Origin of the sequence: Micromonospora sp. M61, assembly GCF_018070245.1 — a bacterium.
GTDB lineage: Bacteria > Actinomycetota > Actinomycetes > Mycobacteriales > Micromonosporaceae > Micromonospora > Micromonospora zamorensis.
Genome location: NZ_JAGPYA010000001.1, coordinates 34,113 through 59,452, shown reverse-complemented (window position 1 = coordinate 59,452; position 25,340 = coordinate 34,113). Strand labels below are relative to the sequence as shown.

At 72.4% G+C, this 25,340-nt stretch carries 18 protein-coding genes; 7 read left to right on the top strand and 11 right to left on the bottom strand.

Annotated elements, in window-relative coordinates; genetic code table 11:
* The first annotated feature begins 44 nt into the window (after nt 1–44).
* A complete protein-coding gene (locus KBX34_RS00270) occupies nt 45–1,673 on the top strand; it encodes a GAF domain-containing sensor histidine kinase (RefSeq protein ID WP_231927532.1) in 1,629 nt (542 codons plus the stop codon).
* Between the two features lie 3 nt (nt 1,674–1,676).
* Here KBX34_RS00270 and KBX34_RS00265 read toward each other — a convergent pair whose 3' ends face one another.
* Entirely contained in the window at nt 1,677–2,315 is a 639-nt protein-coding gene (locus KBX34_RS00265) for a response regulator transcription factor (protein ID WP_088946276.1), read from the bottom strand.
* A 201-nt stretch (nt 2,316–2,516) separates the two neighbouring features.
* Here KBX34_RS00265 and KBX34_RS00260 point away from each other — a divergent pair, with 201 nt between their 5' ends.
* Both KBX34_RS00260 and KBX34_RS00255 read left to right on the top strand, forming a co-directional pair.
* Entirely contained in the window at nt 2,517–3,485 is a 969-nt protein-coding gene (locus KBX34_RS00260) for a nitroreductase (protein ID WP_247671277.1), read from the top strand.
* A 161-nt stretch (nt 3,486–3,646) separates the two neighbouring features.
* The gene (locus KBX34_RS00255) at nt 3,647–4,240 is read left to right on the top strand and encodes a DoxX family membrane protein (RefSeq protein WP_088946275.1); all 594 of its coding nucleotides are present in this window, start codon (nt 3,647–3,649) and stop codon (nt 4,238–4,240) included.
* Nucleotides 4,241–4,328: 88 nt separating this feature from the next.
* Here KBX34_RS00255 and KBX34_RS00250 read toward each other — a convergent pair whose 3' ends face one another.
* Complete coding sequence (locus tag KBX34_RS00250) at nt 4,329–5,498, bottom strand: acyl-CoA dehydrogenase family protein (protein WP_210922565.1); 1,170 nt, start codon at nt 5,496–5,498, stop codon at nt 4,329–4,331.
* A gap of 251 nt (nt 5,499–5,749) precedes the next feature.
* Here KBX34_RS00250 and KBX34_RS00245 point away from each other — a divergent pair, with 251 nt between their 5' ends.
* Both KBX34_RS00245 and KBX34_RS00240 read left to right on the top strand, forming a co-directional pair.
* On the top strand, nt 5,750–7,177 hold the full coding sequence (locus tag KBX34_RS00245; RefSeq protein WP_099850637.1) for a UDP-glucose/GDP-mannose dehydrogenase family protein: 1,428 nt from the start codon (nt 5,750–5,752) through the stop codon (nt 7,175–7,177).
* Nucleotides 7,178–7,325: 148 nt separating this feature from the next.
* The gene (locus KBX34_RS00240; RefSeq protein WP_210922564.1) at nt 7,326–12,221 is read left to right on the top strand and encodes an SCO7613 C-terminal domain-containing membrane protein; all 4,896 of its coding nucleotides are present in this window, start codon (nt 7,326–7,328) and stop codon (nt 12,219–12,221) included.
* A gap of 160 nt (nt 12,222–12,381) precedes the next feature.
* Here KBX34_RS00240 and purE read toward each other — a convergent pair whose 3' ends face one another.
* The 6 genes from purE to mca form a co-directional block, all read right to left on the bottom strand.
* Complete coding sequence (purE, locus tag KBX34_RS00235; protein WP_088951467.1) at nt 12,382–12,873, bottom strand: 5-(carboxyamino)imidazole ribonucleotide mutase; 492 nt, start codon at nt 12,871–12,873, stop codon at nt 12,382–12,384.
* Between the two features lie 26 nt (nt 12,874–12,899).
* Nucleotides 12,900–14,075, bottom strand: a complete 1,176-nt coding sequence (locus tag KBX34_RS00230) for a 5-(carboxyamino)imidazole ribonucleotide synthase (protein ID WP_088946271.1) — start codon at nt 14,073–14,075, stop codon at nt 12,900–12,902.
* A gap of 122 nt (nt 14,076–14,197) precedes the next feature.
* Nucleotides 14,198–16,291 carry a thioredoxin domain-containing protein gene (locus KBX34_RS00225; RefSeq protein WP_210922563.1) on the bottom strand — a complete coding sequence of 698 codons (2,094 nt, stop codon included), beginning with the start codon at nt 16,289–16,291 and terminating at the stop codon, nt 14,198–14,200.
* A 179-nt stretch (nt 16,292–16,470) separates the two neighbouring features.
* Nucleotides 16,471–19,002 carry a bifunctional diguanylate cyclase/phosphodiesterase gene (locus tag KBX34_RS00220; RefSeq protein WP_210922562.1) on the bottom strand — a complete coding sequence of 844 codons (2,532 nt, stop codon included), beginning with the start codon at nt 19,000–19,002 and terminating at the stop codon, nt 16,471–16,473.
* Nucleotides 19,003–19,181: 179 nt separating this feature from the next.
* On the bottom strand, nt 19,182–19,475 hold the full coding sequence (locus KBX34_RS00215) for a hypothetical protein (protein WP_088946269.1): 294 nt from the start codon (nt 19,473–19,475) through the stop codon (nt 19,182–19,184).
* Between the two features lie 48 nt (nt 19,476–19,523).
* The gene (gene mca / locus KBX34_RS00210; RefSeq protein WP_141907931.1) at nt 19,524–20,405 is read right to left on the bottom strand and encodes a mycothiol conjugate amidase Mca; all 882 of its coding nucleotides are present in this window, start codon (nt 20,403–20,405) and stop codon (nt 19,524–19,526) included.
* A gap of 203 nt (nt 20,406–20,608) precedes the next feature.
* On the opposite strand from mca, the gene KBX34_RS00205 reads away from it, so the two are divergent.
* Both KBX34_RS00205 and greA read left to right on the top strand, forming a co-directional pair.
* Complete coding sequence (locus KBX34_RS00205; protein ID WP_088946267.1) at nt 20,609–21,049, top strand: DUF4307 domain-containing protein; 441 nt, start codon at nt 20,609–20,611, stop codon at nt 21,047–21,049.
* A 156-nt stretch (nt 21,050–21,205) separates the two neighbouring features.
* Nucleotides 21,206–21,703: a transcription elongation factor GreA gene (gene greA, locus KBX34_RS00200; RefSeq protein ID WP_099850624.1), complete on the top strand. Its 498-nt coding sequence runs from the start codon at nt 21,206–21,208 to the stop codon at nt 21,701–21,703.
* Nucleotides 21,704–21,764: 61 nt separating this feature from the next.
* Here greA and ilvA read toward each other — a convergent pair whose 3' ends face one another.
* The 3 genes from ilvA to KBX34_RS00185 are packed head-to-tail and all read right to left on the bottom strand — an operon-like array spanning nt 21,765 to nt 25,335.
* On the bottom strand, nt 21,765–22,985 hold the full coding sequence (ilvA, locus tag KBX34_RS00195; protein WP_088946265.1) for a threonine ammonia-lyase: 1,221 nt from the start codon (nt 22,983–22,985) through the stop codon (nt 21,765–21,767).
* Nucleotides 22,982–23,881, bottom strand: coding sequence for a DUF4328 domain-containing protein (locus KBX34_RS00190; protein WP_210922561.1), 900 nt, complete (start codon nt 23,879–23,881; stop codon nt 22,982–22,984). Before KBX34_RS00190 ends, ilvA begins: the two co-directional genes overlap by 4 nt.
* 44 nt (nt 23,882–23,925) lie before the next feature.
* Nucleotides 23,926–25,335 (bottom strand): amidase, encoded by a 1,410-nt coding sequence (locus KBX34_RS00185; RefSeq protein WP_088946263.1) that lies wholly within the window; start codon nt 25,333–25,335, stop codon nt 23,926–23,928.
* Nucleotides 25,336–25,340: the final 5 nt, after the last annotated feature.

Below are 25,340 nucleotides of genomic sequence, written 5' to 3'. Positions count from 1 at the left end.
TGAGCCCGCTGTCCCGGGTGCGTCTGGACGAGTTGTTGCAGGAGATGCTCGTACGGGTCGGCGAGGTCGTCACCAGTCGTGAGCGGCTGCGTGCTCTGCTCGACGCGGTGGTGGCGATCGGCTCCGACCTCGATCTTCGCACCACATTGCGCCGCATCGTCGAGGCCGCGTGTGAGCTGCTCGACGCCCGCTACGGCGCGCTCGGTGTGATCGGCCCGGACCGGCTCCTGACGGAGTTCATCACGCACGGCATCGACGCCGAACTGCACGCCCGGATCGGCGACCTGCCGCACGGTCGAGGTGTGCTCGGCCTGCTGATCGCCGACCCGCGGCCGGTGCGGATGCCGGACATCACGAAGCATCCCCAGTCATACGGTTTTCCACCGAACCATCCTCCGATGCACAGTTTCCTCGGTGCTCCGATCCGCATCCGGGATCAGGTCTTCGGCAACCTCTACCTCGCGGAGAAGCGGGGAGCCGCCGAGTTCACCGAGGATGACGAAGAGATCGCCGTCGCGTTGGCGGCCGCTGCCGGCGTCGCGATCGAGAACGCCCGGCTGTACGCCGTCGCCAACCGTCGTGAGCGTTGGCTGGCCGCCACCGCCGAAATCACCAGTGTGCTGCTGGGCGAGGTCCGCCGCACCGACGCGCTGGGCCTCGTCGCCCGCCACGCCCGCGAGGTCGCGGACGCCGAACTGGTGCTGGTCCTGCTCTACGACGAGGAGGTCGGCCAGTTCACCATCGAGGTCGTCGACTCGATCGACGGCGCGGCTCCCCCGCTGGTCGGCACGGTGCTGCCGGCCGCCGAGACCACCTTCGCCGCCTCGGTGACGGACCGCCGGCACACTGTCGTCGAGAGTCTGGCCAAGGCGGCACCCTGGCTCGCACCGGTCACCGACGGCCCGGCCGTCGTGTCCCCGCTGTCGGCGGGCGAGACCCTGCACGGCGTCCTGGTCGTGGCGTACCCGGCCGGTCAGGTGCGGCAGAGCGACGACGACGTGCCACTGCTGGCCAGCTTTGCCGCGCAGGCGGCGCTCGCCATGGAGCGCGCCCGGGCTCAGGAGGAACGGGAACTCCTCGTCGTCCTGGAGGACCGTGAGCGGATCGCCCGTGACCTGCACGACGTGGTGATCCAGCGGCTGTTCGCCACCGGGCTGCAGTTGCAGAGCAGCGCGCCGCTGATCGCCCGGCCCGAGGTCAGCCAGCGGATCAACGCCGCAGTCGACGAGCTCGACTCCACGATCCGGGACATCCGGCGAGCCATCTTCGAACTACGGACCCCGATGAGCGCGGCCCTGCGGACCGAGATCCGCGACGCCGTGGACGCCGCCGCCAGGTCACTGAGGTTCCGCCCGGCACTCGAGATCTCCGGGCCGATCGACAGTGCCGTGCCGGACGCCGTACGCCCGGACCTGCTCGCGGTGCTCCGGGAAGCGTTGTCCAACACGATCCGACACGCGCACGCGAGCCAGGTCAAGGTGCTGGTCGAGGTCAGCGGACCACGGCTCACCCTCACCGTCGACGACGACGGGGTCGGCACGAGCCCCGACGCCGCCCGCGGCGGCCTGGTCAACCTGCGCGAGCGTGCCGCCGGCCTGGGTGGTGAATTCGCTGTGGAACCAGCGGAACCCCGCGGGACGCGCCTGTGTTGGAGCGTCCCGCTCGGCGACTGACGGTCAGGGGTGCGGGCGGAGGAGCCGGGTGGCCAACACCGCAGCCTGCGTACGCCGTTCCAGCCCCAGCTTCGCCAGCAGGCTCGACACGTAGTTCTTGACGGTCTTCTCAGCGAGGAACATCTTTCCGGCGATTTCCCGGTTGGTCAGCCCCTCGGCGACGTACCCCAGGATCCGGCGCTCCTGCTCGGTCAACATCTCCAGCTCGCGCGGCTGCTCGACCCCGTTGCGGATGCGCTCCAGCACCCGCTGGGTCACCGCCGGGTCGAGCAGCGACTGGCCGGCCGCCACCCGGCGGACCCCGTCGACGAGGTCGGTGCCGCGGATCTGCTTGAGCACATATCCGTCAGCTCCCGCCATGATCGCCGCGAACAGCGCCTCGTCGTCTTCGTACGAGGTGAGGATCAGACCCCGGATCGACGAGTCGACGGTGCGTACGTCCCGGCACACGTCGATGCCGCTGCCGTCGGGCAAGCGTGCGTCGAGGATCGCCACGTCCGGCCGCAGTGCAGGGATGCGCGCCGTGGCCTCCCGTGCCGACCCTGACTCACCCACCACTTCGATGTCGCCGGCGGCGTGCAGCAGGTCGGTCAGACCACGGCGGACGACCTCGTGGTCGTCGAGGAGGAACACACGGATCATCTCCCCTTTCTACAGGTGCGGCTCCGGTGGACACAGGGCCGAAGGTCCCGTCACCCGCGGGTGGACAGGGACCGGGGGCCCGCACCCTTGGGACGTCCGGCCCTGCCGGTGCGGCCCGGCTGACGCGATGGTGAGGGCTGGGTCCACACCGGGACCTGGCCGGGCTGACCTGCATCTCTGCGCCGTGAAGGATGTGCCGCGATGATCAGCACCACGTTCACACCTGCCGGGCTTCGCGCTGCGGTGGCCGCAGCGATTCGGGCGCCGTCGCTGCACAACAGTCAGCCCTGGCGTTTCCGACTCTCCGACGGTGGTATCGAGGTGCGGATCGATCCGGACCGGCTGCCGCAGGTCGGTGACCCCAACCGCTGGGCGGCACGGCTCAGTTGCGGCGCCGCCGTGTTCAACCTTCGCCTGGCGCTCGCCGTCGCTGGCACTCCGGCGGAGGTGCGGCTGCGTCCGCATCCACATGATCTGGATACCGTGGCCCTGCTGGTCCCCGCCCGACCACGGCCCGCGACTCCGGCCGAGCAGGACCTGTATTCCGCGATCCCCCGACGGCACAGCAACCGCAGGCCGTTCTGGCCGAACCCGGTAGCGGCGGACGCACGGTGGCGTCTGATCGAGGCCGCCCGGGCCGAGGGCGCATGGCTGGAGATGGTCATTGGAGCGGGCGCGGTCCAGACGGTCGCCGAGATCGCCCGCAGCGCCAACCGGGTGCTGGAACGCGACTGTGCCTACCGGGCGGAGCTGACGCGGTGGATCCGCACCTCGCCCGCCGTTGACGGTATCCCGGTCGAGGCCGGCGGGCCGGTCCCCGAACCGCAGGACCTGCTACCCCAACGGGCCTTCGGGGTACGCACCCGCGCGCCCGGCCGGGACTTCGAACCTGAACCACTCGTCGCTGTGCTCGGTGTCCAGGGCGACAGCGCCACCGACCAGATCACCGCCGGCCAGGCGCTGCAACGCGTGCTCCTCACCGCCACCGACAGCCGCCTCGCCGTCTCCATGCTGTCCCAACCCATCGAGGTACCCCGAGCCCGCGAGCAGCTGCGACTGGCCCTCGGCAGGTACGGCACGCCTCAGATGGTCATGCGGATCGGGTACGGGCAACCGGGTGGGCCTTCCGCCCGTCGCCGCGACGTCGACGAGACGATCGATCTCGCCTGACCCCAGGACCCCGATCTCGTGGGAGCAGGACAGAGGTCCCACCGGACAGGGATTTGGTCCCGTCGCATCGATGCCCTGTGGTCCTACTGGCACCGCGCCGGTTGCCGTGAACTGTAGTTGAGCGCCGGTCGACCAGGCTGGCGGCAAAGATGGAGGATGCCATGAACGCCATCGTCCCCCCGCGTCTCGACCGGACTCCCCGCAGCGCGTCGGGGACCGAGCCGGCGGCAGGCACCACCGACACGCCGGCCACCGGTGGTGGCACCACCGCCCGGACAGTGGCCAGGTACGCCTGGTTCGCCGCCCGAATCGGGATGGGCTTCACCTTCCTGTGGGCATTCGTCGACAAGCTGTTCGGCCTGGGCTACGCGACCCCGGACGGTAAGGGCTGGGTCGACGGCGGCCACCCCACGAAGGGCTTCCTCGCTGGAGCGGAAGGGCCTTTCGCCGGCTTCTACCACAACCTCGCCGGCACCACGTTCGCCGACATCGCCTTCATGGTCGGCCTGGCCGCCATCGGCGTCGCCCTGCTGCTGGGCATCGGGATGCGAATCGCCGCCGGAGCCGGCGCGCTGATGCTCATCATGATGTACACCGTCGTGCTGCCTCCCAAGACCAACCCGATCATCGACGACCACCTCATCCTGGCTGCCCTGCTCATCGGGATCGCCGCCGCCGGAGCCGGCGCCACCTTCGGCCTCGGCCGCTGGTGGGCCAACACTCCCCTGGTCCGGAGACTGCCCTGGCTCACGTAGTCACCACGGACGAAGGCCGGCACCGCCAAGGCGGTGCCGGCCTTCGTCATGTCACGTCAGTCTGGGCGGAGCCAGGCGGGAGAAGAACCTAGACGAGACCGTTGAGCAGCTGCCGAGCCATGACGATGCGCTGCACCTGGTTGGTGCCCTCGTAGATCTGCGTGATCTTGGCGTCGCGCATCATCCGCTCGACCGGGTAGTCCCGCGTGTAGCCGTAGCCGCCCAGCAGTTGCACCGCGTCGGTGGTGATCTCCATGGCGGCGTCCGAGGCGAAGCACTTGGCTGCCGCGCCAAAGTAGGTCAGATCCGCGTCGCCACGCTCCGACTTGCCGGCCGCCGCGTACGTGAGCTGCCGGGCAGCCTCCAGCTTCATGCCCATGTCGGCGAGCATGAACTGGATGCCCTGGAACTCGGCGACGGCCTTGCCGAACTGCCGGCGCTCAGCCACGTACCCCTTGGCGTAGTCGAGCGCGCCCTGCGCGATCCCGACGGCCTGCGCGGCGATGGTGACCCGGGTGTGGTCCAGGGTCTTCATCGCGGTCGCGAAGCCGGTGCCCTCCGCGCCGATCATCCGGTCGGCGGGGATCCGCACGTTGTCGAGGTAGACCTCGCGGGTCGGCGAGCCCTTGATGCCGAGCTTCTTCTCCGGCGCGCCGAAGCTCACCCCGGCATCGGACTTCTCGACCACGAAGGCCGAGATGCCCCGGGACCGCGCGGACGGGTCGGTGACGGCGAAGACGGTGTAGAACTCCGACACGCCGGCGTTCGTGATCCAGCGCTTCACCCCGTTGAGCACCCAGTGATCCCCGTCACGCACCGCCCGGGTGGTCATCGACACCGCGTCGCTGCCCGCCTCCGGCTCGGAGAGGCAGTACGAGAACATGACCTCACCCGCCGCCACCGGCGTCAGGTAGCGGCGCTTGAGCTCCTCGGAACCGGACAACAACAGCGGCATCGTGCCAAGTTTGTTCACCGCCGGGATCAGCGAGGAGGACGCGCACGCCCGGGCGACCTCCTCGATCACGATGGCGGTGGCCAGCGCGTCAGCGCCCGCGCCGCCGTACTCCTCGGGAATGTGCGGTGCGTGGAAGTCGGACCCCCTCAGCGCGTCGTAGGACGCCTTGGGGAACTCTCCGGTCTCGTCGGCCTCGGCGGCGTGCGGCGCCACCTTCGCCGTGCAGACCTCCCGGACCGCGTCCCGGATCGCCACGTGCTCCTCGGGCAACCGGTAGACGTCGAACGACTCGCCTGCGGCCATGTCGGCCCCTCCCCTTCACCGCTATCATGCGCAGTCTGTGACGACTCCTGACCGCCGACCGCGCAGACTGAAGACTAGCGACTGCAGTTCAGGTGATGTTACCGGCGCGTAGGCATGGGCCATGCGGGTGCACCCACGCCGCTGGGCGATGATGGAGGACAGACAGTGAGCCACCCCTTCGGTGCCCCGCTTAGGCGCCCCGGCAGAATGCGACGCGACGACGCGCCGCCAGTGCGAGCGGAGATACAGGCGTGACGATCCCCTATCCCACCATCCAGCCGACCCCCGCCATCGCCGCGGTGACACCGCCCTCGGGCGCTCCTCGGCCGCGGGTGACGTTCCTGGGGACTGGCTACCTCGGTGCGACGTACGCCATCTGCTACGCCGAGCTGGGCTACGACGTGCTCGGTTTCGACGTCGACGCGGACAAGATCGCGATGTTGAACGCCGGCCAGGTGCCCATCCACGAACCCGGCCTGGACGAGCTGCTGCGGCGCAACCTCGCCGCCGGACGCCTCCGGTTCAGCACCGACATCGCCGAGACCGCCGAGTTCGGTGACGTGCACTTCATCTGCGTGGGCACCCCCCAGCGGGCCGACGGGATGGGCGCCGACCTGTCGTACGTCGAGGCGTCGGTCACCAGCCTCGCGCAGCACCTGACCCGCAAGGCACTGATCGTCGGCAAGTCCACAGTGCCGGTCGGCACCGCGGACTGGGTGGAGCAGCTCGTCGGCAAGCACACCCCCGGCGACCTTGACGTCGAGGTGGCGTGGAGCCCCGAGTTCCTCCAGGAGGGCTTCGCCGTCGACGACGTCCTGCGCCCCAACCGCATCGTCGTCGGCGTGAAGAGCGAGTGGGCCAACGGCATGCTCTACGCCGCGCACAAGGGCGTGTTCGACCTGGCCGCCACGGAGGACCGCGAGGTGCCCCTGGTGGTCACCGACTTCGCCACCGCCGAGCTGGTCAAGGTCGCCGCGAACGCCTTCCTGGCCACCAAGATCTCCTTCATCAACGCGATGGCCGAGGTCTGCGAGGCGTCCGGTGGCGACGTCACCCAACTGGCCCGCGCGATCGGGTACGACCCGCGGATCGGCAACCGGTTCCTCCAGGCCGGCCTCGGCTTCGGTGGCGCCTGCCTGCCCAAGGACATCCGCGCCTTCCAGGCCCGGGCCCAGGAGTTGGGCGCCGGCGAGGCGCTACGTTTCCTGCACGAGGTCGACCTGATCAACCTCCGCCGCCGTACCCGCGTGCTCAACCTCGCCGCCGATCTGCTCGGCCGCCGCTCCGGGCCGGCCGGCCCGGACTTCTCCGGCACCCGGATCGCCGTGCTCGGTGCCACGTTCAAGCCCAACACCGACGACGTCCGGGACGCCCCGGCGCTCGCCGTCGCGGCGCTGCTGCACAAGGCCGGCGCGGAAGTGCACGTGTACGACCCGCAGGGCACCGAGAACGCCCGCCGCGCGGTCCCCGAGCTGACCTACGAGGCCGGCATCAACGAGGCGGTCGCCGGCGCCGACCTGGTCTGCGTCCTCACCGAGTGGGCCGACTTCCGCAACGCCGACCCGGTCGCCCTTGGCGAGCTGGTCAACGGCCGCATGGTGGTCGACGGCCGGAACTGTCTCGATTCGGCACTGTGGACCCAGGCCGGCTGGGAATACCGGGGCATGGGCCGCCCCTGACCGCACGACCCCAACCGGCCGGCCACCGAGCATTCGGTGGCCGGCCGGTGTCGTTGTTTGCCCCGGACCCGCCGACAAGAGTCGAAATCTGCGCCAGCTTTGGGCATGCTGCGACAGTGGAAGTCCACAGTGCGGGTGGAGGGGTGTCGTGGCGACCTTTCAATGCTCCTCGTGCGGCCGGGAGATCAAGCCGGCCGTGCGATGCCCGCACTGTGGGGCTGATCAGCCGCAGTGGGTCGAGCACCTGGCGGACATCGAGCGTTCGATCGCGGAGATGAAGGCCCGCGACGCCGCCATCGCCCGCGAGCAACGGCAGATCGCCGCCAAGATGCAGGCTGCGCTCTTCCAGCGCGACATCCTCGCCCACGCCAGCGAGGAGCGACTCAAGCAGGCCACCCGGCCACGTCGGGTGCTGCGCCGCCGTGCCGGCCGGCGGCCACCGACCGCCACCAACGGAGCGCCACCCCGGGTGCCCCGGCAGAACACCCCGCCCACCCCGGAGGACCCGCCGCCGCCCCCGCCCCGGGCGAGGTGGCTGGACGCGGACGACCCGGAGCACCCGCCGGAGGCGTCGTCGCGCGAGGTGCAGAACATCCCCCTCGGGCTGGGCGCGCTGCTGCTCGGGGTGGCCGCGGTGGTCTTCGCCGCGGTGGCGACCAGCTCGATGGACGCGGTGGCGCGGCTCGGCATCCTGCTCCTGGCCACCGTGCTGATGCTGCTCGCCCCGCCGGCACTGGCCCGGCGCGGGCTCACCTCGACCGCCGAGACCATCGCCGCGGTCGGCCTACTGCTGGTGCCGCTCGCCGGCAACGCCCTCTGGGCGGTGGACCGGATCGGCACCGGCGGCGGCTCCGCCACGGTCTTCAGCGGGGTGATCTTCGCGGTCACGGCAGCCGTCGCATTCGGCTACGCCCGTTTGACGGGCCTGCGGGCACCCCGTTTCGCCACCGTCCTCGCCGCGCAGCCGGTGCTGCCGCTGCTGGCGTACGACCGGATCACCGGGCCGGGCGGCTGGGCGCTGGTGCTGACTCTGGTCGCCCTCGTCGACCTCTGGCTGGCCCGCTCCGGCGTGGCCCTGGAACGCCCCGTCCGGCAGGACCTGCCGGTGCCGGGCACCCCGTCGGCGCCCCGCCAGCGCAGCGCTGAGAGCCGACCGGAGGGCGACCCGGAGGAGGCCGGCGAGCTGATCGACGCCAGCGCGGGTTCCGCCGACACCCTGCCGCTGCGCCCGGTGCCCGGGCTACGCGAGCTGACCTGGTTGCTGCACGCGGTGGCGGTCGCCGTCGCCCTGGCGTACGCGGTCACCGCCCTGCTGCGGGCACAGACCGTGCCGACCGCGACCGGCGCCGGGATGGTGCTGCTGCTGGCCGCCGCGGTCGGGCTGGCCGGCGCGCTGGTGCTGCGTCGACCACCGCTGCCCGACGTCGCGGCCGGCATCGTCACCCTGGCCGTGATCGGCGCACTCAGCCGAATCGCCTCGGTGGCGCTGCCCGACCGGGCGTTGCTGCTGATCGCGGTGGTCATCACGGTGACCGGGCTGGCAGTGCGCGCCGTCCCCGAGACCGCCCGGCGTGGCCCACAGATCGCCTCGGCGGTGGCGCTGACCGTCAGCGGTGTGGTGGTCGCCGGAGGCGCGCTACGCGCCGGGGTGGCGCCGGTCCGGGCGTCGCTGCCCGCCTGGGGTGCCGACCTCAGCCGGTACCCGGCCGAGCTGGCCGCCGCGGTCGGGCCGAACACGTGGCAGCTCGCGGGCGCCGCATTCCTGCTCACCATCGCGGCGGTGCTGGCGCTGCCCCCGGAGATCCGCCGCGAGTTCGCGGTCGCCGGCGCGGCGCTGACCGCACTCGCCGTTCCCGCCTCGTTCGGTCTCGGCTGGGCGGCGGCACCCGGGCCGATGGTGGCCACCTCGATCGGCATCGGCGTCATCGGGCTCTCCGCCCGCACCGACCGAGCCGCGGTGGCACACGCCGTCGGTGCGGCCGTGGTGGGCCTGTTCGGCGCTGGCGCCAGCCTCGCCAGCCCCACCCTCACCGCCGCGGTCCTGCTCACCCTGTTCGCGGCCGGCACGCTGGTCGCCCTGGCACCCCGGGTCCGGATCGCCTCGGCCGCCTCCGACACCGTCACCGCCTGGGCGGCCGGAGGCGCCGCGTTCGCGCTACCCGGGGCCGTGGCCGCGTTCGTGGCCGCCACCATGCCGACCGACCCGACCCCCACCCCGGCCAGCCTCCGGGAGGTGACCGTCCCGGTCCTGGCCGCCAGCTTCCTGGCGGTCTGCGTGACCCTCGGCTACGCCGCCGTCGTGCAGGTCTCCCAGCGCCGCATCCCCGCGCCGCTGTCGGTCGGCACCGGGCTGGGCGCCCTGGTGGTCACCGCCGCCGCGTTCGGCGCACCCGGTGCGACCGTCGCCGACGCCTGGGTCGGCGCGCTGCTGCTGGTCGCGGCGGTGTTGCTCTTCCTGGCCCCGTCGATCGACGCCGGCCGACGCGCCGACCTCACCCTGGACGGCTCGGACCTGGCCGCCGCCGCGGTCACCACCGCCCTGATCGCCACCCTGGTGCGGATCGGTGCGGTGCTCGCCCCGGGCGGGCAGTTGGCGGTGGCCGCCGCACTGGTCCTGGTGGTCGCCGTGGCAGCACGCACCATGCCGGAGGAGTGGCGACGCGGGCCGATCCTCGGCCTCGCCGTCGGCGGTGCCCTCATCGGCGTACTCGCCGGCTGGTCGGCGGTGCGCGGTGGCGTCGGTGTGCTCGCCACACCCGGTCCGATCTGGAAGGGCGACCTGATCGGTTGGCCCGCCGCGCCGGTCGGCGGCTCCACCTGGCAGGCTCCGGTCGCGCTGGCGCTGTTGGCCGTCGCGGCAGGCATCCTGCTCCCGCCGCCCTGGCGGTGGGACGTGTCCGGCGTGGCGGCGGTGCTCGCCACGATCGGCGCGCCGGCCGCGTTCGACCTGGCCTGGTGGTCGCCGGTCCTGATCGGCGGGATGGTCGCCACCGTGTACGGCATCGCCGCGGTTGCCACCGAGGAGGCCCGCGCGGCCCTGTCCCGGGCCACCGTCGCCGGGGTGGTCGCGTTGCACGCCGCCGGAGCCGGCCTGGTCCGACCCTGGACCACAGCGTTGGCCCTGGGCAGCATCGCGCTGATCGGCGTGGTGGTGGCCGCGCTGGCCCGTGTGCTGGCTGGCCCGCAGGTGACCGACATCGAGACCGAGGGGATGCCACCGCACCTGGCGCAGATCGGCGGTGCGGCGATCGGTGCCGCATTGCTGGCCCTCCCCGGCTCGGTGGCGGCGCTGGCCGCAGAGTTCGACCACTCGGCGGAGGTGGTGCTGACCGCCGCGCTGGCCGCGTCCAGCCTCGGCCTGGCCGCCGTGGCCGCGGTCCGCCGGGAGGTGCCGCAATATCTGCCCTGGGTCAGCGCGGCGGTGGTCGGCGGTGCCAGCATCAGCGCCCTCGCCGCCATCCCCACCGGCCTCCCCGCGGGCGTCTACGCGGCCGCCGCCGCCCTGCTCGGCGTGCTGGCCGAGCTGATCCGCGCGGCCACCGTGCCGCCCACCGGCGCCGCCCAGCCGGTCCGGCGTTGGGCGGTACGGCTCGACGGGGCACTCCGTCGACTGCCGGACGACCCGGAGCGACGGCGGTGGCGGTTCAACCCGGCCGCCGGCGCGTTGGCCGCGGCGGCCCTTCCGACCGCCCTGGCACTCGCCTCGATCACGCCCGCGCTGGTCACCGCACTGGTCGAGCCGCACCGCACACTGACCCGGATCTGGCAGGGCCCGCCACCGGAGCTGCTCACCCCACCGCCGGACGTGGTCAACCCGACCCACGTGCTGACGGCCCTGCTGCTCACCGCGACCGCCGCGCTGGCCGCCACCGGGTTCAGCGGTGGGCGTCGTTCCCGGGCCGTCCCGGTGGTGCTGCCCGGAGCAGCCGTCACCCTGCTGATCGCGCCCACCGCGCTGGGCCGGGGCTGGCCGGCCAGCAGCGTCGCCGCGCTCTCCGTCTTCACCATCGCGATGCTCGGTCTCGCGCTGACCCCACCGCCGCCGCTGGCCGAGCGGGCCCGCTCACTGCGGCTGGCCCGGGTGCTGGTGTTCGCCATCGGTCTTGCCGGTGGCAGCGCCGGGCTCGCCGGCAGCCTGGCCGACCGGCAGTTGACCCTGTTCACCCTCGGCAGCGCCGTCGGGGTGGGCGCGGTCGGTGCTTTCTTCGGCACCACCCAGCGGGCACGCATCCTCGGCTGGCTCTTCGCCTCGCTCATGGCGCAGCTCTTCGTGCTCACCGCCGGCCTGGTCGCCGGGCTGGCAGCGGTCTGGTCCGCGTTCGGGGTGCTCGCCGTCGGAGCGGTCCTGCAGGTGCTCGCCGCGACCCTGCCCCGGCTGCGCCGCCCCGAGGCGCAGCGCGAGGCCTCCACAGTCGAATGGAGTGGCTACGCTGCCGCGCTGATCGCCCTGGCCCTCGCCTTCGACTCGCCCCGACACATCGCCGCCCTGCTGGCGGCCTGGGGTGCGGTCCTCGGGGTGGCGGCGACCCGACCCGGTCGTCGGCCGGTGGAACGCCGCATCCTGTTCTGGGCCGTGGTGGTCTGCGAGATCACCGCGTGGTGGATCCTGATGCGGGTCGCCGACGTGGCGCTGCCCGAGGCGTACACGCTGCCGTTCGCCGCCCTGGCCCTGCTCGTCGGGGTGTTGGAGCTGCGCCACCGAGCGGACCTGAGCAGCTGGGTGGCGTACGGGCCGGCGCTGGTCGCCGCCTTCGTACCGACGCTGGCCATCGTGCTGGCCACCGAGTCCAGCACGCTGCGGCAGATGCTGTTGTTGCTCGGCGCGGTCGCGGTGCTGATCTTCGGCTCGTCCACCCAACAGCAGGCACCGGTGATCGTCGGCGCTTCGGTGACCGCGATCACCGCGATCCACGCCCTGTTCAGCCTCGGCCCGTGGCTCGCGCTCATCCCGGTCGGCATCCTGCTGCTCGTGCTCGGCGCGAGCAACGAGCGCCGACGCCGCGCCCAGGAACGCCTCCAGACCGCACTACGCGGCATGAGATAAATCGGAGGGGCCCTGCGGCGTGGGTGAGTGGGCGCGGTGAGTGGGCCGGGGTTCGCGGCTGGGGTCGATCATGGAGTTGTGGTGGGTGACAAAAGCCCCCAAGGTGCCTTCTTATCGGCACCACAACTGCATGATCGACGAGGCTGGGGTCTGACGCGAGCTACGGGAGGGTTGCCTGGAGGGCGGCTTCCTTGCTCGCCACCAGCTTCTCCAGGTCCTCCTGGTAGGTCGTCATCCTGGCGCGCAGGCCGTCGTCGCTCGCGCCGAGGATCCGTACGGCGAGCAGGCCGGCGTTGCGGGCATTGCCGATCGACACGGTGGCCACCGGGATCCCGGCCGGCATCTGCACGATGGACAGCAGCGAGTCCATGCCGTCCAGGTGCTTCAGCGGCACCGGCACACCGATCACCGGCAGTGGCGTCACCGAGGCGACCATGCCCGGCAGCGCGGCGGCACCTCCAGCCCCGGCGATGATCACCTTCAGGCCCCGGTCGGCGGCGTCCCGACCGTACTCGATCATCGCGACCGGAGTCCGGTGCGCCGAGATCACCCGCACCTCGTACGCCACGCCGAAGTCGTCCAGCACCTCGGCGGCGGCCCGCATGGTCGGCCAGTCCGAGTCGCTGCCCATGATCAGCCCGACCGTGGTCACTGGGGTCTCCTTCTCGACCGAGGTGGTCACTCGTGCCCCTCACGCAGCCAGCGCGCGGCCCGCGCCGCGCGTGCCCGTACGTCATCCAGGTCGTCGCCGAGCACCGTGACGTGCCCGACCTTCCGGCCGGGTCGCACCTGCTTGCCGTACAGGTGCACCTTGGCGCCCGGCTCGGCGGCGAAGAGGTGGTGCAGCCGCTCGTCGATCGACATTCCGCCCGGCTCTCCGCCGAGCACGTTCGCCATCACCACCACCGGCGCGGTCAGCGAGGTGTCGCCCATCGGGTAGTCCAGCACCGCCCGCAGGTGCTGCTCGAACTGCGAGGTGCGGGAGCCCTCGATGGTCCAGTGCCCGGAGTTGTGCGGCCGCATGGCCAGCTCGTTGACCACGATCGCGGGCCGACCGGCCTCGTCGCGCACCTCGAACAGCTCCACGGCCAGCAGGCCGATCACGCCGAGCGCGGTGGCCAGGTCGATGGCGAGCTGCTGGGCGGAGACCGCCAGCTCCTCGTCCAGGCCGGGCGCCGGGGCCAGCACCTCCACGTTGATGCCGTCCCGCTGCACCGTCTCGACCACCGGGTACGCGGCCACCTGGCCGAACGGCGACCGGGCGACCTGCACGGCCAGCTCCCGACGCAGCGGCACCCGCTCCTCGACGATCAGCCGGGTGCCGCCGGCGAGCAGCGTTGCTGCCAGCTCGCCGGCCTGGGTCGCGTCGTCGACCATCCACACGCCCCGGCCGTCGTAGCCGCCGCGCGCCGCCTTGAGCACTACCGGCCAGCCGACCTGCTCACCGAAGTCGACCAGGTCGGCGGGCTCGCCGACCGGCCGCCACAGCGGGTTGGGGGCACCCAGCTCGGTCAGGCGTTCCCGCATGACCTGCTTGTCTTGGGCGTGCAGCAGCGCGTCCGCCGGCGGGTAGAGGGTCACCCCTTCCGCCGCCAGCGTGCGGATGTGCTCCGAGGGCACATGTTCGTGGTCGAAGGTGACGACGTCGCAGCCCTTGGCGAAGGTGCGCAGGGCGGCCAGGTCGGTGTGGTCGCCGTACTGGACGTCGGCGGCGACCAGCGCCGCACCGTCGTCGGGGGCGGTCGCGAGCACACGCAGTGACTGGCCGAGGGCGATCGCGGCCTGGTGGGTCATCCGGGCCAACTGGCCGCCACCCACCATGCCGACAACAGGCAGACCGGTACGGGAATCCATAGCGCGGCCAGCCTATCCGGGCCATCGGCACGCCCACCCGGAGGGCCGGCACCCGCGCCGCCGGACCGGTCCGGAGACGGGCGGCGCCGGGAGCGCGGGCACTACAGGGCGTGGCGGGGCGCTCAGCTGAGCTCGGCGACCAGCTCCTCGACCGAGGTCACCGGCCGCTGGCAGACGAACCCCCGGCAGACGTACGCGGCGGACCGCCCGTCGACCAGCGGACGGTCGGCGAGCAGCGGCACGCCGGGCTGGTCCGGTTGCCCGGCGACGACCACGGCCCCGGGCGGGGCGTGCCGTCGAGCCGCGGCCACCAGGGGATCGCCAGCCGGATCGTCGGTCACCACGGCGATCTCGTACGGCCCGGAGAGCAACGCCTCACCGACCATGGCGGCGTAGCCGGTGAATCGGGGGTGCTTACCGACGATCGGCGCGACAGTGGCGAGCGCCGCCTCGGCGGCCTCCCGGTAGCGCGTCTCCCCGGTCAGCGCCGAGTACGCGACCAGCCCGGCGATCAACGCCGACCGGCCGGACGGGGTGGCGTTGTCGGTCGGGTCAGCGGGCCGGGCCACCAGCCGTTCCGCGTCGTCGGCGGTGTCGTAGAAGGCACCACCGGGCGCGGCGAAGTGCGCCAACGCGGTGTCGAGCAGCTCGCCGGCCAGCGTGAGCCAACGGCCCTCGCCGGTGAGCTGGTGCAGCGAGCAGAAGGCCTCGGCAACGCAGCCGTAGTCCTCCAGGACGCCGGCCGGCTCGCCGACCTTGCCGTCCCGGGAGACCCGGCGCAGCCGGCCGTCCACCAGGTGCACGGTGGCCAGGTGCTCGGCCGCGTCGCGCATTGCGCCGTCGGCGACGATCGTCACGCCGTCCATCAGGTTGGCGTCCTCGTCCTGCGGAGACGCGTACAACGCGGCCACCTGGAGGAACTCGACGATGGCGGTGATCGCCAGGCCGTTCCAGGCAGCCACCACCTTGTCGTCGCGGGCCGGCTGCGGCCGGGTGTCCCGGGCACTGAGCAGCCGCCCGACGACCTGCTGCCAGCGGGCCCGCACCTCGGGTGCGGCGTCGTCGACGTCCCGGGCGAGCTTGAGCACGCTCATGCCGTGCTCGACGCCCTTCTTTCCGTCCGGAGTGCCGTCTTGCGGCGCGGAGGCGGAATGAGGGGCGAAGGTCCCCTCGTCGGTGACGGCGAAGAGGTCGGTGGCCCAGCGGCCGTCCTCCTCACCCAGCGCCTCGACGAGCTGCGCGGGTGTCCAGGCGTAGGTGAGCCCCTCGACGCCTTCGGTGTCGGCGTCCAGCGCGGACGCGAAGCCCTCGCCCGGCCGGTGCAGCTCGTCGGCGAGGAAACGGGCGGTGTCGCGCGCCACCCGCCGGGCCAGCGGGTCACCGGTGAGCCGCCACAGCTGGGCGTAGAGCCGCAGCAGCAACGCGTTGTCGTAGAGCATCTTCTCGAAGTGCGGAACCGTCCAGTGCGCGTCCACCGAGTATCGGGCGAAGCCGCTGGCGAGCTGGTCGTAGATGCCGCCACGGGCCATCGCCTCGGCGGTGTGCCGGGTGATCTCCAGGCTGCGCGGGTCGCCGGTGCGCTGGTGGTGGCGCAGCAGGAAGAGCAGGTTCATGTGCGGTGGGAACTTCGGGGCGCCCCCGAAGCCGCCGTTCGTGGCGTCGTACTCGCTGGCCAGCCGGCCGGCCGCGGAGTCGAGCAGCGGCGCGTCCAGCGGGGCGGTGGGGCCGCCCACGGCCTGCGCGCCGCCGATCGCCTCGACCACCGCGGCGCCCTGGCGCACGACCTCCTCGCGCTGCTCCCGCCAGGCGGTGGTGACCGACTGGAGCAACTGGACGAAGTTGGGCCGCGGGAAGTAGGTGCCGCAGAAGAACGGGGTGCCGTCCGGGGTGGCGAAGACAGTCATCGGCCAGCCACCCTGGCCGGTCATCGCCTGCGTCGCGGTCATGTAGACCGCGTCCACGTCCGGGCGCTCCTCACGATCCACCTTGATCGACACGAAGTTGTCGTTCATCAGGGCGCCGACCTGCTCGTTCTCGAACGACTCGTGCGCCATGACGTGACACCAGTGGCAGGCCGCGTAGCCGACCGAGATGAGCACCGGGACGTCCCGCCGTTTCGCCTCGGCGAACGCCTCGTCCGACCAGGGCCACCAGTCGACCGGGTTGTCCGCGTGCTGGAGCAGGTACGGGCTGGTGGCGTCGACGAGTCGGTTCACGCCCACGACCATAACCAGCCCTGGCGCGGACCGCGCGGGCTCCACCCGGATGGTCCGGCGGCCGGAGCCTCAGGACCGGGTTGCGGCGGCCCGGGCCTCCGGCCCGGGCCGGGACCCGTCAGCCCTTCTTCAGCCGGACCACCACGGTGTCGGCGTCGGGACCGACTAGTGCGGGAGGGTCAGGAGGCACCGTCGGCGCGCAGCCGGAACACGTTCGACTCCGCCGAGTCGCGCAGCGTACCGAGCACCGCGCCGATCTTGTCGGCCGGCATCGGCTTGAAGAAGTGGTAGCCCTGCGCGGAGGTGCATCCCAGCTCGGCCAGGGCCATCCGCTGCTCGGCGGTCTCGACCCCTTCGGCGACCACCCGCAGGCCCAACTCGTGGGCGAGCCCCACTGTCGTCCGTACGATCGCCGCCGCCTCCGGCGAGTCCGTCATCCGGATCACGAACGAGCGGTCCACCTTCAACTCGTCCACGGCGATCCGGGTGAGGAAGGTCAGCGACGAGAAGCCGGTGCCGAAGTCGTCGACCGCGAGCTGCACGCCCATCGACCGGAGCGTGGCCAGCACCTCGTCGATGACCTCCAGCTCACTCATCACCACCGTCTCGGTGATCTCCAGAACGAGCCGGTGCGGCGGCACCTGGTGGCGGCGCAGCGCGTCGGCGATCTCCGCCGGCAGCCGGGGGTCGAGCAGGCTGCGGGCCGACAGGTTGACCGAGATCGGGACGTCCAGCCCTTCCCGCGCCCAACTGGCGGCCACGCTGAGCGCCTTGTCCAGCACGTACCGGGTGAAGGTGCCGAGCTGCTCGCTGTTTTCCACCGGCCGGATGAAGTCGGCCGGGCTCAGCCACCCGCGCCGGGGATGCTGCCAGCGGATCAGCGCCTCCACGCCGGTGGGCGCACCCGTGGCCAGGTCGACCGCCGGTTGCAACGCCAACACCAGCTGGTCGTCGACCAGGAGCGCCTCGCGAAGCTCGGCCAGCAGGGCGAGCTGGTCGGTGCTGGCCGCGTCCCGGGCGCCGTCGTACACGGCGACGTTGCCGCCGCCCTCCTTGGCCTGGTACATCGCGATGTCGGCCCGGCGCAGCAGCTCGGTCAGGTCGGCGGTGCCGGCGTCGGCCACCACCACCCCGACGGAAACCTCGATCGACATCCGTACGCCGGCCACCTCGGTCGGCGCGGCAAGCCGTTCGGCGATCTCGCGGGCCTGGCGCAGTGCATGGGCCATCGGCGCGGCCCGGTCACCGAGCACCGGCACCGCCGTGAGCAGCATGGCGAACTCGTCGCCACCGAGCCGACCGAGCAGGTCACCGGGGCGGACCAGCGCGTCGAGCCGGTTCGCGGTCAGCCGCAGCAACTGGTCGCCCGCGGCGTGGCCGAGGGTGTCGTTGACTTCCTTGAACTGGTTGATGTCCAGCAGGAGCAGCGCCACCGGGTGATCGTGCGCGAGCTGCCGCAGCGACTGGTCGCCCTTGCCGAGCATCGCCGCCCGGTTGGCCAGCCCGGTGAGCGGGTCGTGCACCGCCTCGTACGACGAACGGGCGGTCACCAGCCGCAGCTCGCGGTGGGTCGCGGCGTCGTGCAGCGCGGCGGCGAGCGCGTCGCCGAACGCGGCCACCGCGTCGCGCTCCCGCGCGGTGGGCGGGGCCGAGCGGGGGAACCGCACCCGCAGCCGACCGACTGGTGCGGCGCCGACCGACAGTGCCCGGCTCAGCTCGTGCTCGTCGGGCTCCGACTGGTCCGGTGGGTCCGTCTCGCGGTCGACCAGTTGACCGCCGGCGTCGCCCCGGTACCGGTGCCACCGGCCGTCGGCCCGCGCCACGTCGACGTCCACCAGCTCGGCGTTGAACAGCGTCAGCCCTCCGGTGACCGCCGCGGTGGCCACGCCGCGCTCGTCGAGCTGGTTGAGGGCCGCGGTGGCCTCGGCGAACGCTCTCCAGGTGCGGCGCTCCTGATCGGAGCGCAGCCGGTAACCGTAGGTCTGTTGCAGCAGCCAGAGCAGCGGCGGCAGCAACAGCAACCAGCGCGGGTCGAGTTCCAGGAGGGCGACCACGACGAGGCCGACCGCCACGTTGCCGACGAACATCAACAGCTTGCCGCGCAGCGCGGCGAGCAGCGGCGGCCCGATCGGCAGGCCGTGCCGCAGGCCCAGCGTCACCCCGCCCAGCCAGGCGGTCACCAGGAGATAGGTCACCGACCCGGCGATCAGGGCCAGCGCGAGCTTCGGGGTGGGCGGGGCGAGCAGCGGTCGCCCGAGTGCGGTGGTCACGGAGACGGCCAGTGCCGACGCGGCGGCCAGCGACGCGGCGATCCGGACGAGCTCGAGGACCGGGCGGCGGTCGTTGTGCAGCGAGAGCATCGTCCAGGCCAGCCCGGTGCCGAGCAGCGTGGCGGATGGGAGCCAGCCGGCGGGAGCCAGGTAGAGGCAGACGATCAGCGCGGCCTCGCCCCAGGTGATGCTGACCATGCCCGCGGACGAACGGAACCGCAGTCGGGCGAGCTGGGCGAGAGCGAGGACGGCGACGGCGATGCCGAAGCGGGCCGGACCGCCGAGGGGGTCGTCGACCGGCAGCCTGACCGGCAGGGTCAGCCCGACTGCGGCGGCGGCCACGGCGGTCAGCGCGACGGCGGCGGTGAGCACGAGCAACCGGACCGGTGTGCCCCGCACCCCGAGCCGGTCGAACGAGCCACCGGCTGGACCGGAGGTCATCGACCTCCCCCGTCAGCCGACCGACCGAGGTTACGGTGGGCGGCCGCTGCTGTGCTGGTCATCGGCGCCCCCTCCCGCACACGGCTCGGGGACTTTTGGTCCCCCCGGCGGAAGGCTAAGCCAAACCGGGTGGCCGCAACAGGGGGCGACCAACCGGTTCGGCGTGATTCATGCGCGGACTACCCGTTCCGCTGCTGCTGGTGCCCATTGGGAGCGGGCGTGGATGAATCACGCCCCCCGGTCCCGTCTGTCGGATCGACGACTGCCGCATCGGCCCTGGTCGGGTCGGTCGGCCCCGCCTGCTGCGGAAACCGGTCGGGCAGGCGGCGCAGCCGAGCGTTCATGTTGCGGATCAGCAGGATGGTCGCGGTGGCCAGCAGCAGGATGAGGAACAGGCCCATCGGCCCGGCCAGACCACCCGTGCGGGTGTCCCCGAAGTTGTTCTCCGCGAGCACCTGGGCAGCGGTCAGCATGGCGTTCCTCCGATGTGCGGTTGGTAACCAGGGTAGACCCGACGGAAATCAGCGTGCGTGGGCCGTCTCCCGTACGCCGGCGAAGAGATCCGACTCGGGCAGCGGGCTGTCGACCATCGAGCGTGCCAGCTCGTAGTCCTCGGTCGGCCAGGCGCGCTGCTGCAGCTCCATCGGAACCTGGAACCAGAAGCCGTCCGGGTCGACCTGGGTGGCGTGGGCGCGCAGCGCGTCGGCGCGAACCGTGAAGTAGTCAGCGCACTCCACCCGCGTGGTGATCCGAGGGCCCTTGTCGGGCCGGTCCTCCCACCGCTTGAGCCACTCCTCGTAGGGCGACTCCAGACCGGCGGCCAGCATGCCCTCGTGCAGGGCCATGATCTTGCCCTTGGAGAAGCCGATGTCGTAGTAGAGCTTCAACGGCTGCCAGGGCGCGCCCAGCTCCGGGTAGCGCTCCGGGTCACCGGCGGCCTCGAACGCGGCCATGCTCACCTTGTGGCACATGATGTGGTCCGGGTGCGGGTAGCCGCCCTCTTCGTCGTACGTGGTGACGACGTGCGGACGGAACTCGCGCATCAGCCGCACCAGCGGCCCGGCGGCCACCTCGACGTCCTGCAGGGCGAAACAACCCTCGGGCAGCGGCGGCAGCGGGTCACCCTCGGGCAGGCCGGAGTCGACGAAGCCGAGCCACGCCTGGTCGACGCCGAGGATCGCCCGTGCGGCGTCCATCTCGGCACGCCGGATCTCGGCGATGTTGGCCCACACGTCCGGCCGGTCGAGCTTGGGGTTGAGCACACTCCCGCGCTCGCCGCCCGTGCACGTCACGACCAGGACGTCCACCCCCTCCGCGACGTACTTCGCCATCGTCGCTGCGCCCTTGCTCGACTCGTCGTCCGGGTGCGCGTGCACGGCCATGAGACGCAGTTGCTCTGCCAACGTCGGCGCTCCTCGTCTGTGCCGGACGGTGGACCCGACCGGGCTCGACCGGCTGACCTGCCGGGATCTTTCCTCACCGCACCCCAGTCGTCGGTCAGCAGCGCGGGCATGACCTGCCATTCCTGCCGCTGGACCGGGTGGGAGGATGGGACTCTGTCATTCTTGCTGATGCCGCCGACAACAACGCCAGGAGATACCCGCCGGTGACCGAGACGCACGCCACAATTTCACGAGGTGCTCCGGTTTTCCCGGCCGGGCGCTACGGCCGCCGCCGCGCACCGGGCGGACGGCGGCGACGCACGTTGCTGGCGGCGGTGGTGCTGCTGGCGCTCGTGGCCACGCTGACCGTGATCTCCGTCCGGCTCTACCGCCAGTACGGTGACCCGGTCTATGACGCCCAGGTGATCACCTACACCGACATCACGGACAATCAGGTGCTGGTCGACTTTCGGGTGACAGTGCCGTCGGGCGGATCGGCGGTCTGCCTGCTGCGTGCCCGGGACCGCGCGGGCGCCGAGGTGGCTCGCGAACAGGTCACGGTGACCGCCGAGCCCGGCAGCCGGCACGTGACGACCCGGCACCGCCTGGCCACCACCGCACGGCCGTTCATCGGCGAGGTCATGCGCTGCCGACCGGTGTCCTGACCTGCCATAACAGCCCCGGCCACGAGGGCCGGAAAGCACCTACGCGCGGTGTCGGATCCGGGCACCGGCGGTGATGGCCGACACCCTGTGTCGTACTGCACTGGTAACTTGGTAGTTCACCTGTCAGCCAGCCACGCACAACTGAGGAGAACGCCTGTGTCCACTGGCAACGAGGCGCCCGCCACCTGGCTGTCGCAGGACGCGCACGACCGCCTCCAGGCCGAGCTCGACGAGCACATCGCCAACCGCCCGGCCATCGCAGCCGAGATCAACGCTCGGCGCGAGGAGGGCGACCTGCGGGAGAACGGCGGCTACCACGCCGCCCGCGAGGAGCAGGGCAAGGCCGAAGGTCGCATCCGCTACCTCCAGGAACTGCTGCGCACTGCGAAGGTCGGCGAGGCGCCGACGGCGGACGCGGTCTCGCCCGGCATGGTCGTGACGATCTACTTCGATGACGACGCCGACGACACCGAGACCTTCCTGCTCGGTTCGCGGGAGATCGCGGCCACCACCGACCTGACCGTCTACAGCCCCGAGTCGGCGCTCGGCAAGGCCATCCTGGGTGGTCGGCCCGGGCAGACCTGCACCTACACGGCGCCGAGCGGCGCCGACATCAAGGTGACAGTGGTCAGCTTCGAGCCGTTCTCCGGCTGATCGGCGGCGGCCCCACGAGCCGCTCCCCAGCACCGCTTCCGAGGCGTGGCACCCACCGGTGTCACGCCTCGGCGGCGAAAACCACCTGGTAGCCGCTGGCCCGCAGGGCGCTGATCAGCGTGTCCGAGTGCTCCACGCCCCGGGTCTCCACCGACAGCGCCACCTCCACCTCGCCGAGGCCGAGGTGTGGGTTGGCCCGCTGGTGCTCCACGTCCACGACGTTGGCCCGGTGCTCGGCGATCTGGCTGAGCAGCGACGCGAGTTGTCCCGGCCGGTCCGAGCAGCGCACTGTCACCCGCAGGTAGCGACCCGCGGCGGCCAACCCGTGCTCGATCACCCGCAGCATCAGCAACGGGTCGATGTTGCCGCCGGACAGCACCGCGACCACCGGCGTCTCCACCTCGACCACGCCCGCCAGCAACGCGGCGACGCCGACCGCCCCGGCCGGCTCGACGACCTGCTTACCGCGTTCCAACAGCATCAGCAGGGCCCGGGAGATGTCCTCCTCGGAGACCGTGACGATCTCGTCGACGAGTTTCCGCACGTGGTTGAAGGTGATCTCCCCCGGCCGACCGACTGCGATGCCGTCGGCGATGGTGGAGAAGGTGGGCAGCCGGACCGGCTCCCCGGCCACCAGCGAGGGCGGGAACGCCGCCGCACCGGCGGCCTGGACGCCGATGATCCGGACGTCCGGTCGCAACGCCTTCGCGGCCACCGCCATGCCCGAGATCAGCCCGCCACCACCCACCCCGGTGATGATCGTCTTCACTTCCGGGCACTGTTCGAGGATCTCCAGCGCCACCGTCCCCTGACCGGCGATCACGTCGGCGTGGTCGAACGGGTGGATCAGCACCGCGCCGGTGCGCTCGGCGTACGTGTGCGCGGCGACCAGCGACTCGTCGACGGTGTTGCCGGCCAACTCGACCTGCGCGCCGTACCCCTTGGTGGCGGCCACCTTCGGCAGCGGCGCGTTGACCGGCATGAAGACGGTGGCGTGCGTGCCGACCAGGCCGGCGGCGAGGGCCACGCCCTGCGCGTGGTTGCCCGCGCTGGCCGCGACCACGCCCCGCTCCCGCTCCTCGGCCGACAGCCGGGAGATCCGCACGTACGCGCCCCGCACCTTGTACGAGCCGGCACGCTGCACGTTCTCGCACTTGAGCCAGGTCGGCCCGCCCAGCGCCGCGCTGAGCGGACGGGAGGGCTCCAGCGGAGTGGTCCGGATGACGCCGGCGAGCAACTCCCGTGCGGCCCGCACGTCGTCGAGACTGACCAGTTCCGTCATGCCCCGATCGTGCCACCCGCCTCCGGAGTCCTTTGCGGCGCACCGACCGGGCCCGGCCCCGGGGCCAAACCAGCCGGGACCGACCCGGCCGGCCAGACCGGGGCGTTCGGCCAGACCGGGGCGTTCGGCCACGCCGGCGCCGCGCGGGCGACGCGGGCCTCCTGGGCTGCGGAGATCCGCTGGATCAGCAGGTACAGCGCCACCGCGGCGATCACGCAGGCCACCGCGGGCACGGCGTTGCGCAGGAGCGAGTCGCGGTAGTAGTCGCCGTACGCCTGGTAGTCGCCGTTGGTGGATGGTGTCTCCGGCAGCTTGTCGTACGCCCGGCTGTCGAGGCGGCTGACCACCCGCTCGCCGATGCTGAAGACCAGCCAGGCACTCCACCAGACGGTCACCAGGGTCGGGGTGAAGCGCCGCCAGAGGCTGTCCCGCGCCACGTTGGCGATCACCCGGACCGGCATCACGAGGTTCGCGAAGGGCACCAGCCAACCGGCGATCGCCCACCCTGCACCGAGCGTCGGCAGCGCACCTGGGAATGCCTCGATGTTCTTCCGCGCCCGCCACGTCCAGATGATCACAAGCACGGCGGCGGTGAGGTACGCGGCCACCATGGGCAGCGACAGCACCACCTGCACGATCAACGCGGCGAGCAGCAGCTCATGCTCGTTGTCGACCCGGGCCTGCCGAGCCAGGGCCATCCCCACCAGCGGGGAGAGCGCCACCGCCAGGTACAGCACGGTGGTCGCGCCGACCGCGATGCGGACGGCCAGACCGAGCCCGCGCACCCGGTAGGTCGGCAGCCCGGGAGCGACGGCGGGCTGGCCCAGCGGCGTGTAGCACCGCTGGCATTCGTTGTGCTCGGGGGACGTGGCGCCCCCACAGGTCTGGCAGTGCATGAAAGCCCCCGGTCCGCGCGTTGATGCGCGCACACCGTAGACGATCATGCGGTGGCCGGCGACCCCGTTCCGACGCGGGGATAGCCCGGGGCGTGGCGCGCCCACGGGGCGGCCATCTCGAACTGACCGGCCACACCGAGCAGCAGCAGCTCCGAGCCGGGCGGACCGACCAGTTGCACGGCGACCGGCAGGCCGTCCGGGCGTCGACCCACCGGCACCACGACCGCCGGCAGGCCGGCGATGTTCCACGGAGCGGCGTACGGGGCGTACCGGATGTTGGCTGTCATGTTCGCCCGCCAGGACCTCTCCGACCAGCGGGCCGCCTCGGGCGGCGCGGTGGCCAGCGCCGGGGTGAGCAGCAGGTCGACCGAGTGGTCGGTGAAGAAGTCGACCGACCGTTGCCGCCACGCGGCACGGTCGGCCTCCCGCACGTAGCCGCGGCGCTGCGCCCACTCACCCAGCGCGACGTGCCTCCGGGTACGCCGTTGCAGGCCACGCCGGTCCAGCCCGGAGGCCCGGACGTCGGTAGCGGCGGCGGCGAACCAGGTGGCGATGCCCTGCAGGCCGAGCGCGGTGGGGTAGACCGGGTCGGCGGGGACCGTGTCGTGCCCGGCGGCGGCGAGAAGCCGGCCGGCGGCGGCGACCGCGTCCCGGTTCGGCGCGTCGGGTGCGACACCGCGCACCGGCGATCGCAGCGAGACGCCCACCCGCAGCCGCTGCGGCGGGACCAGCTTCTCGGGACGCCGACCGGCGAGCACCGAGAAGCCGACCGCCGCGTCGGCGACGGTGCTGGTCAGCATGCCGTGCTCGGTGAGACCGAACCAGTCGTCCGCGCCGAGCTGGCAGGGAACCACGCCGCGACCGGGCTTGAGCCCGACCAGGCCGCAACAGGCCGCGGGGATCCGGATCGAACCGAGGCCGTCGTTGCCGTGCGCGATCGGCACCAGCCCGGCCGCCACCGCGGCGGCCGCGCCACCGGAGGACCCCCCGGGAGTACGCGTGCTGTCCCACGGGTTACGGGTCACCGCGCTGTCGTCGTCGGTGAGTGCCCACAGCCCCAGCTCGGGCATGCGGGTCACGCCGAGGATGACCGCGCCGGCACCGCGCAGCCGACGCACCACCTCGTGGTCGGCCTCGGCAACGTCGCTGCGGGCGGCCGCCGACCCGTTCCAGGTGGGCAGGCCGGCGACCGGAGTGTTCTCCTTGACCGCCACCGGCACCCCGGCCAGCGGCAGGTTGGCCAGGTCCTCCTGCTCGTCGACCTTCTCCGCCTCGGTGATCGCCTCGCCGCCGCGAACGGCGCGGAACGCGGCCAGTTCGCGGTCGGCTCGGGAGATGTACTCGAGGTGGTCGGCGACGACCTGGGTGGCCGAGACGTCACCCCGGCGTACGCCCCGGGCGATCTGCTTGGCGGTCGTCCCGACCCAGGTCGCCTTGATGTCCTGCACGGCCATCCTCC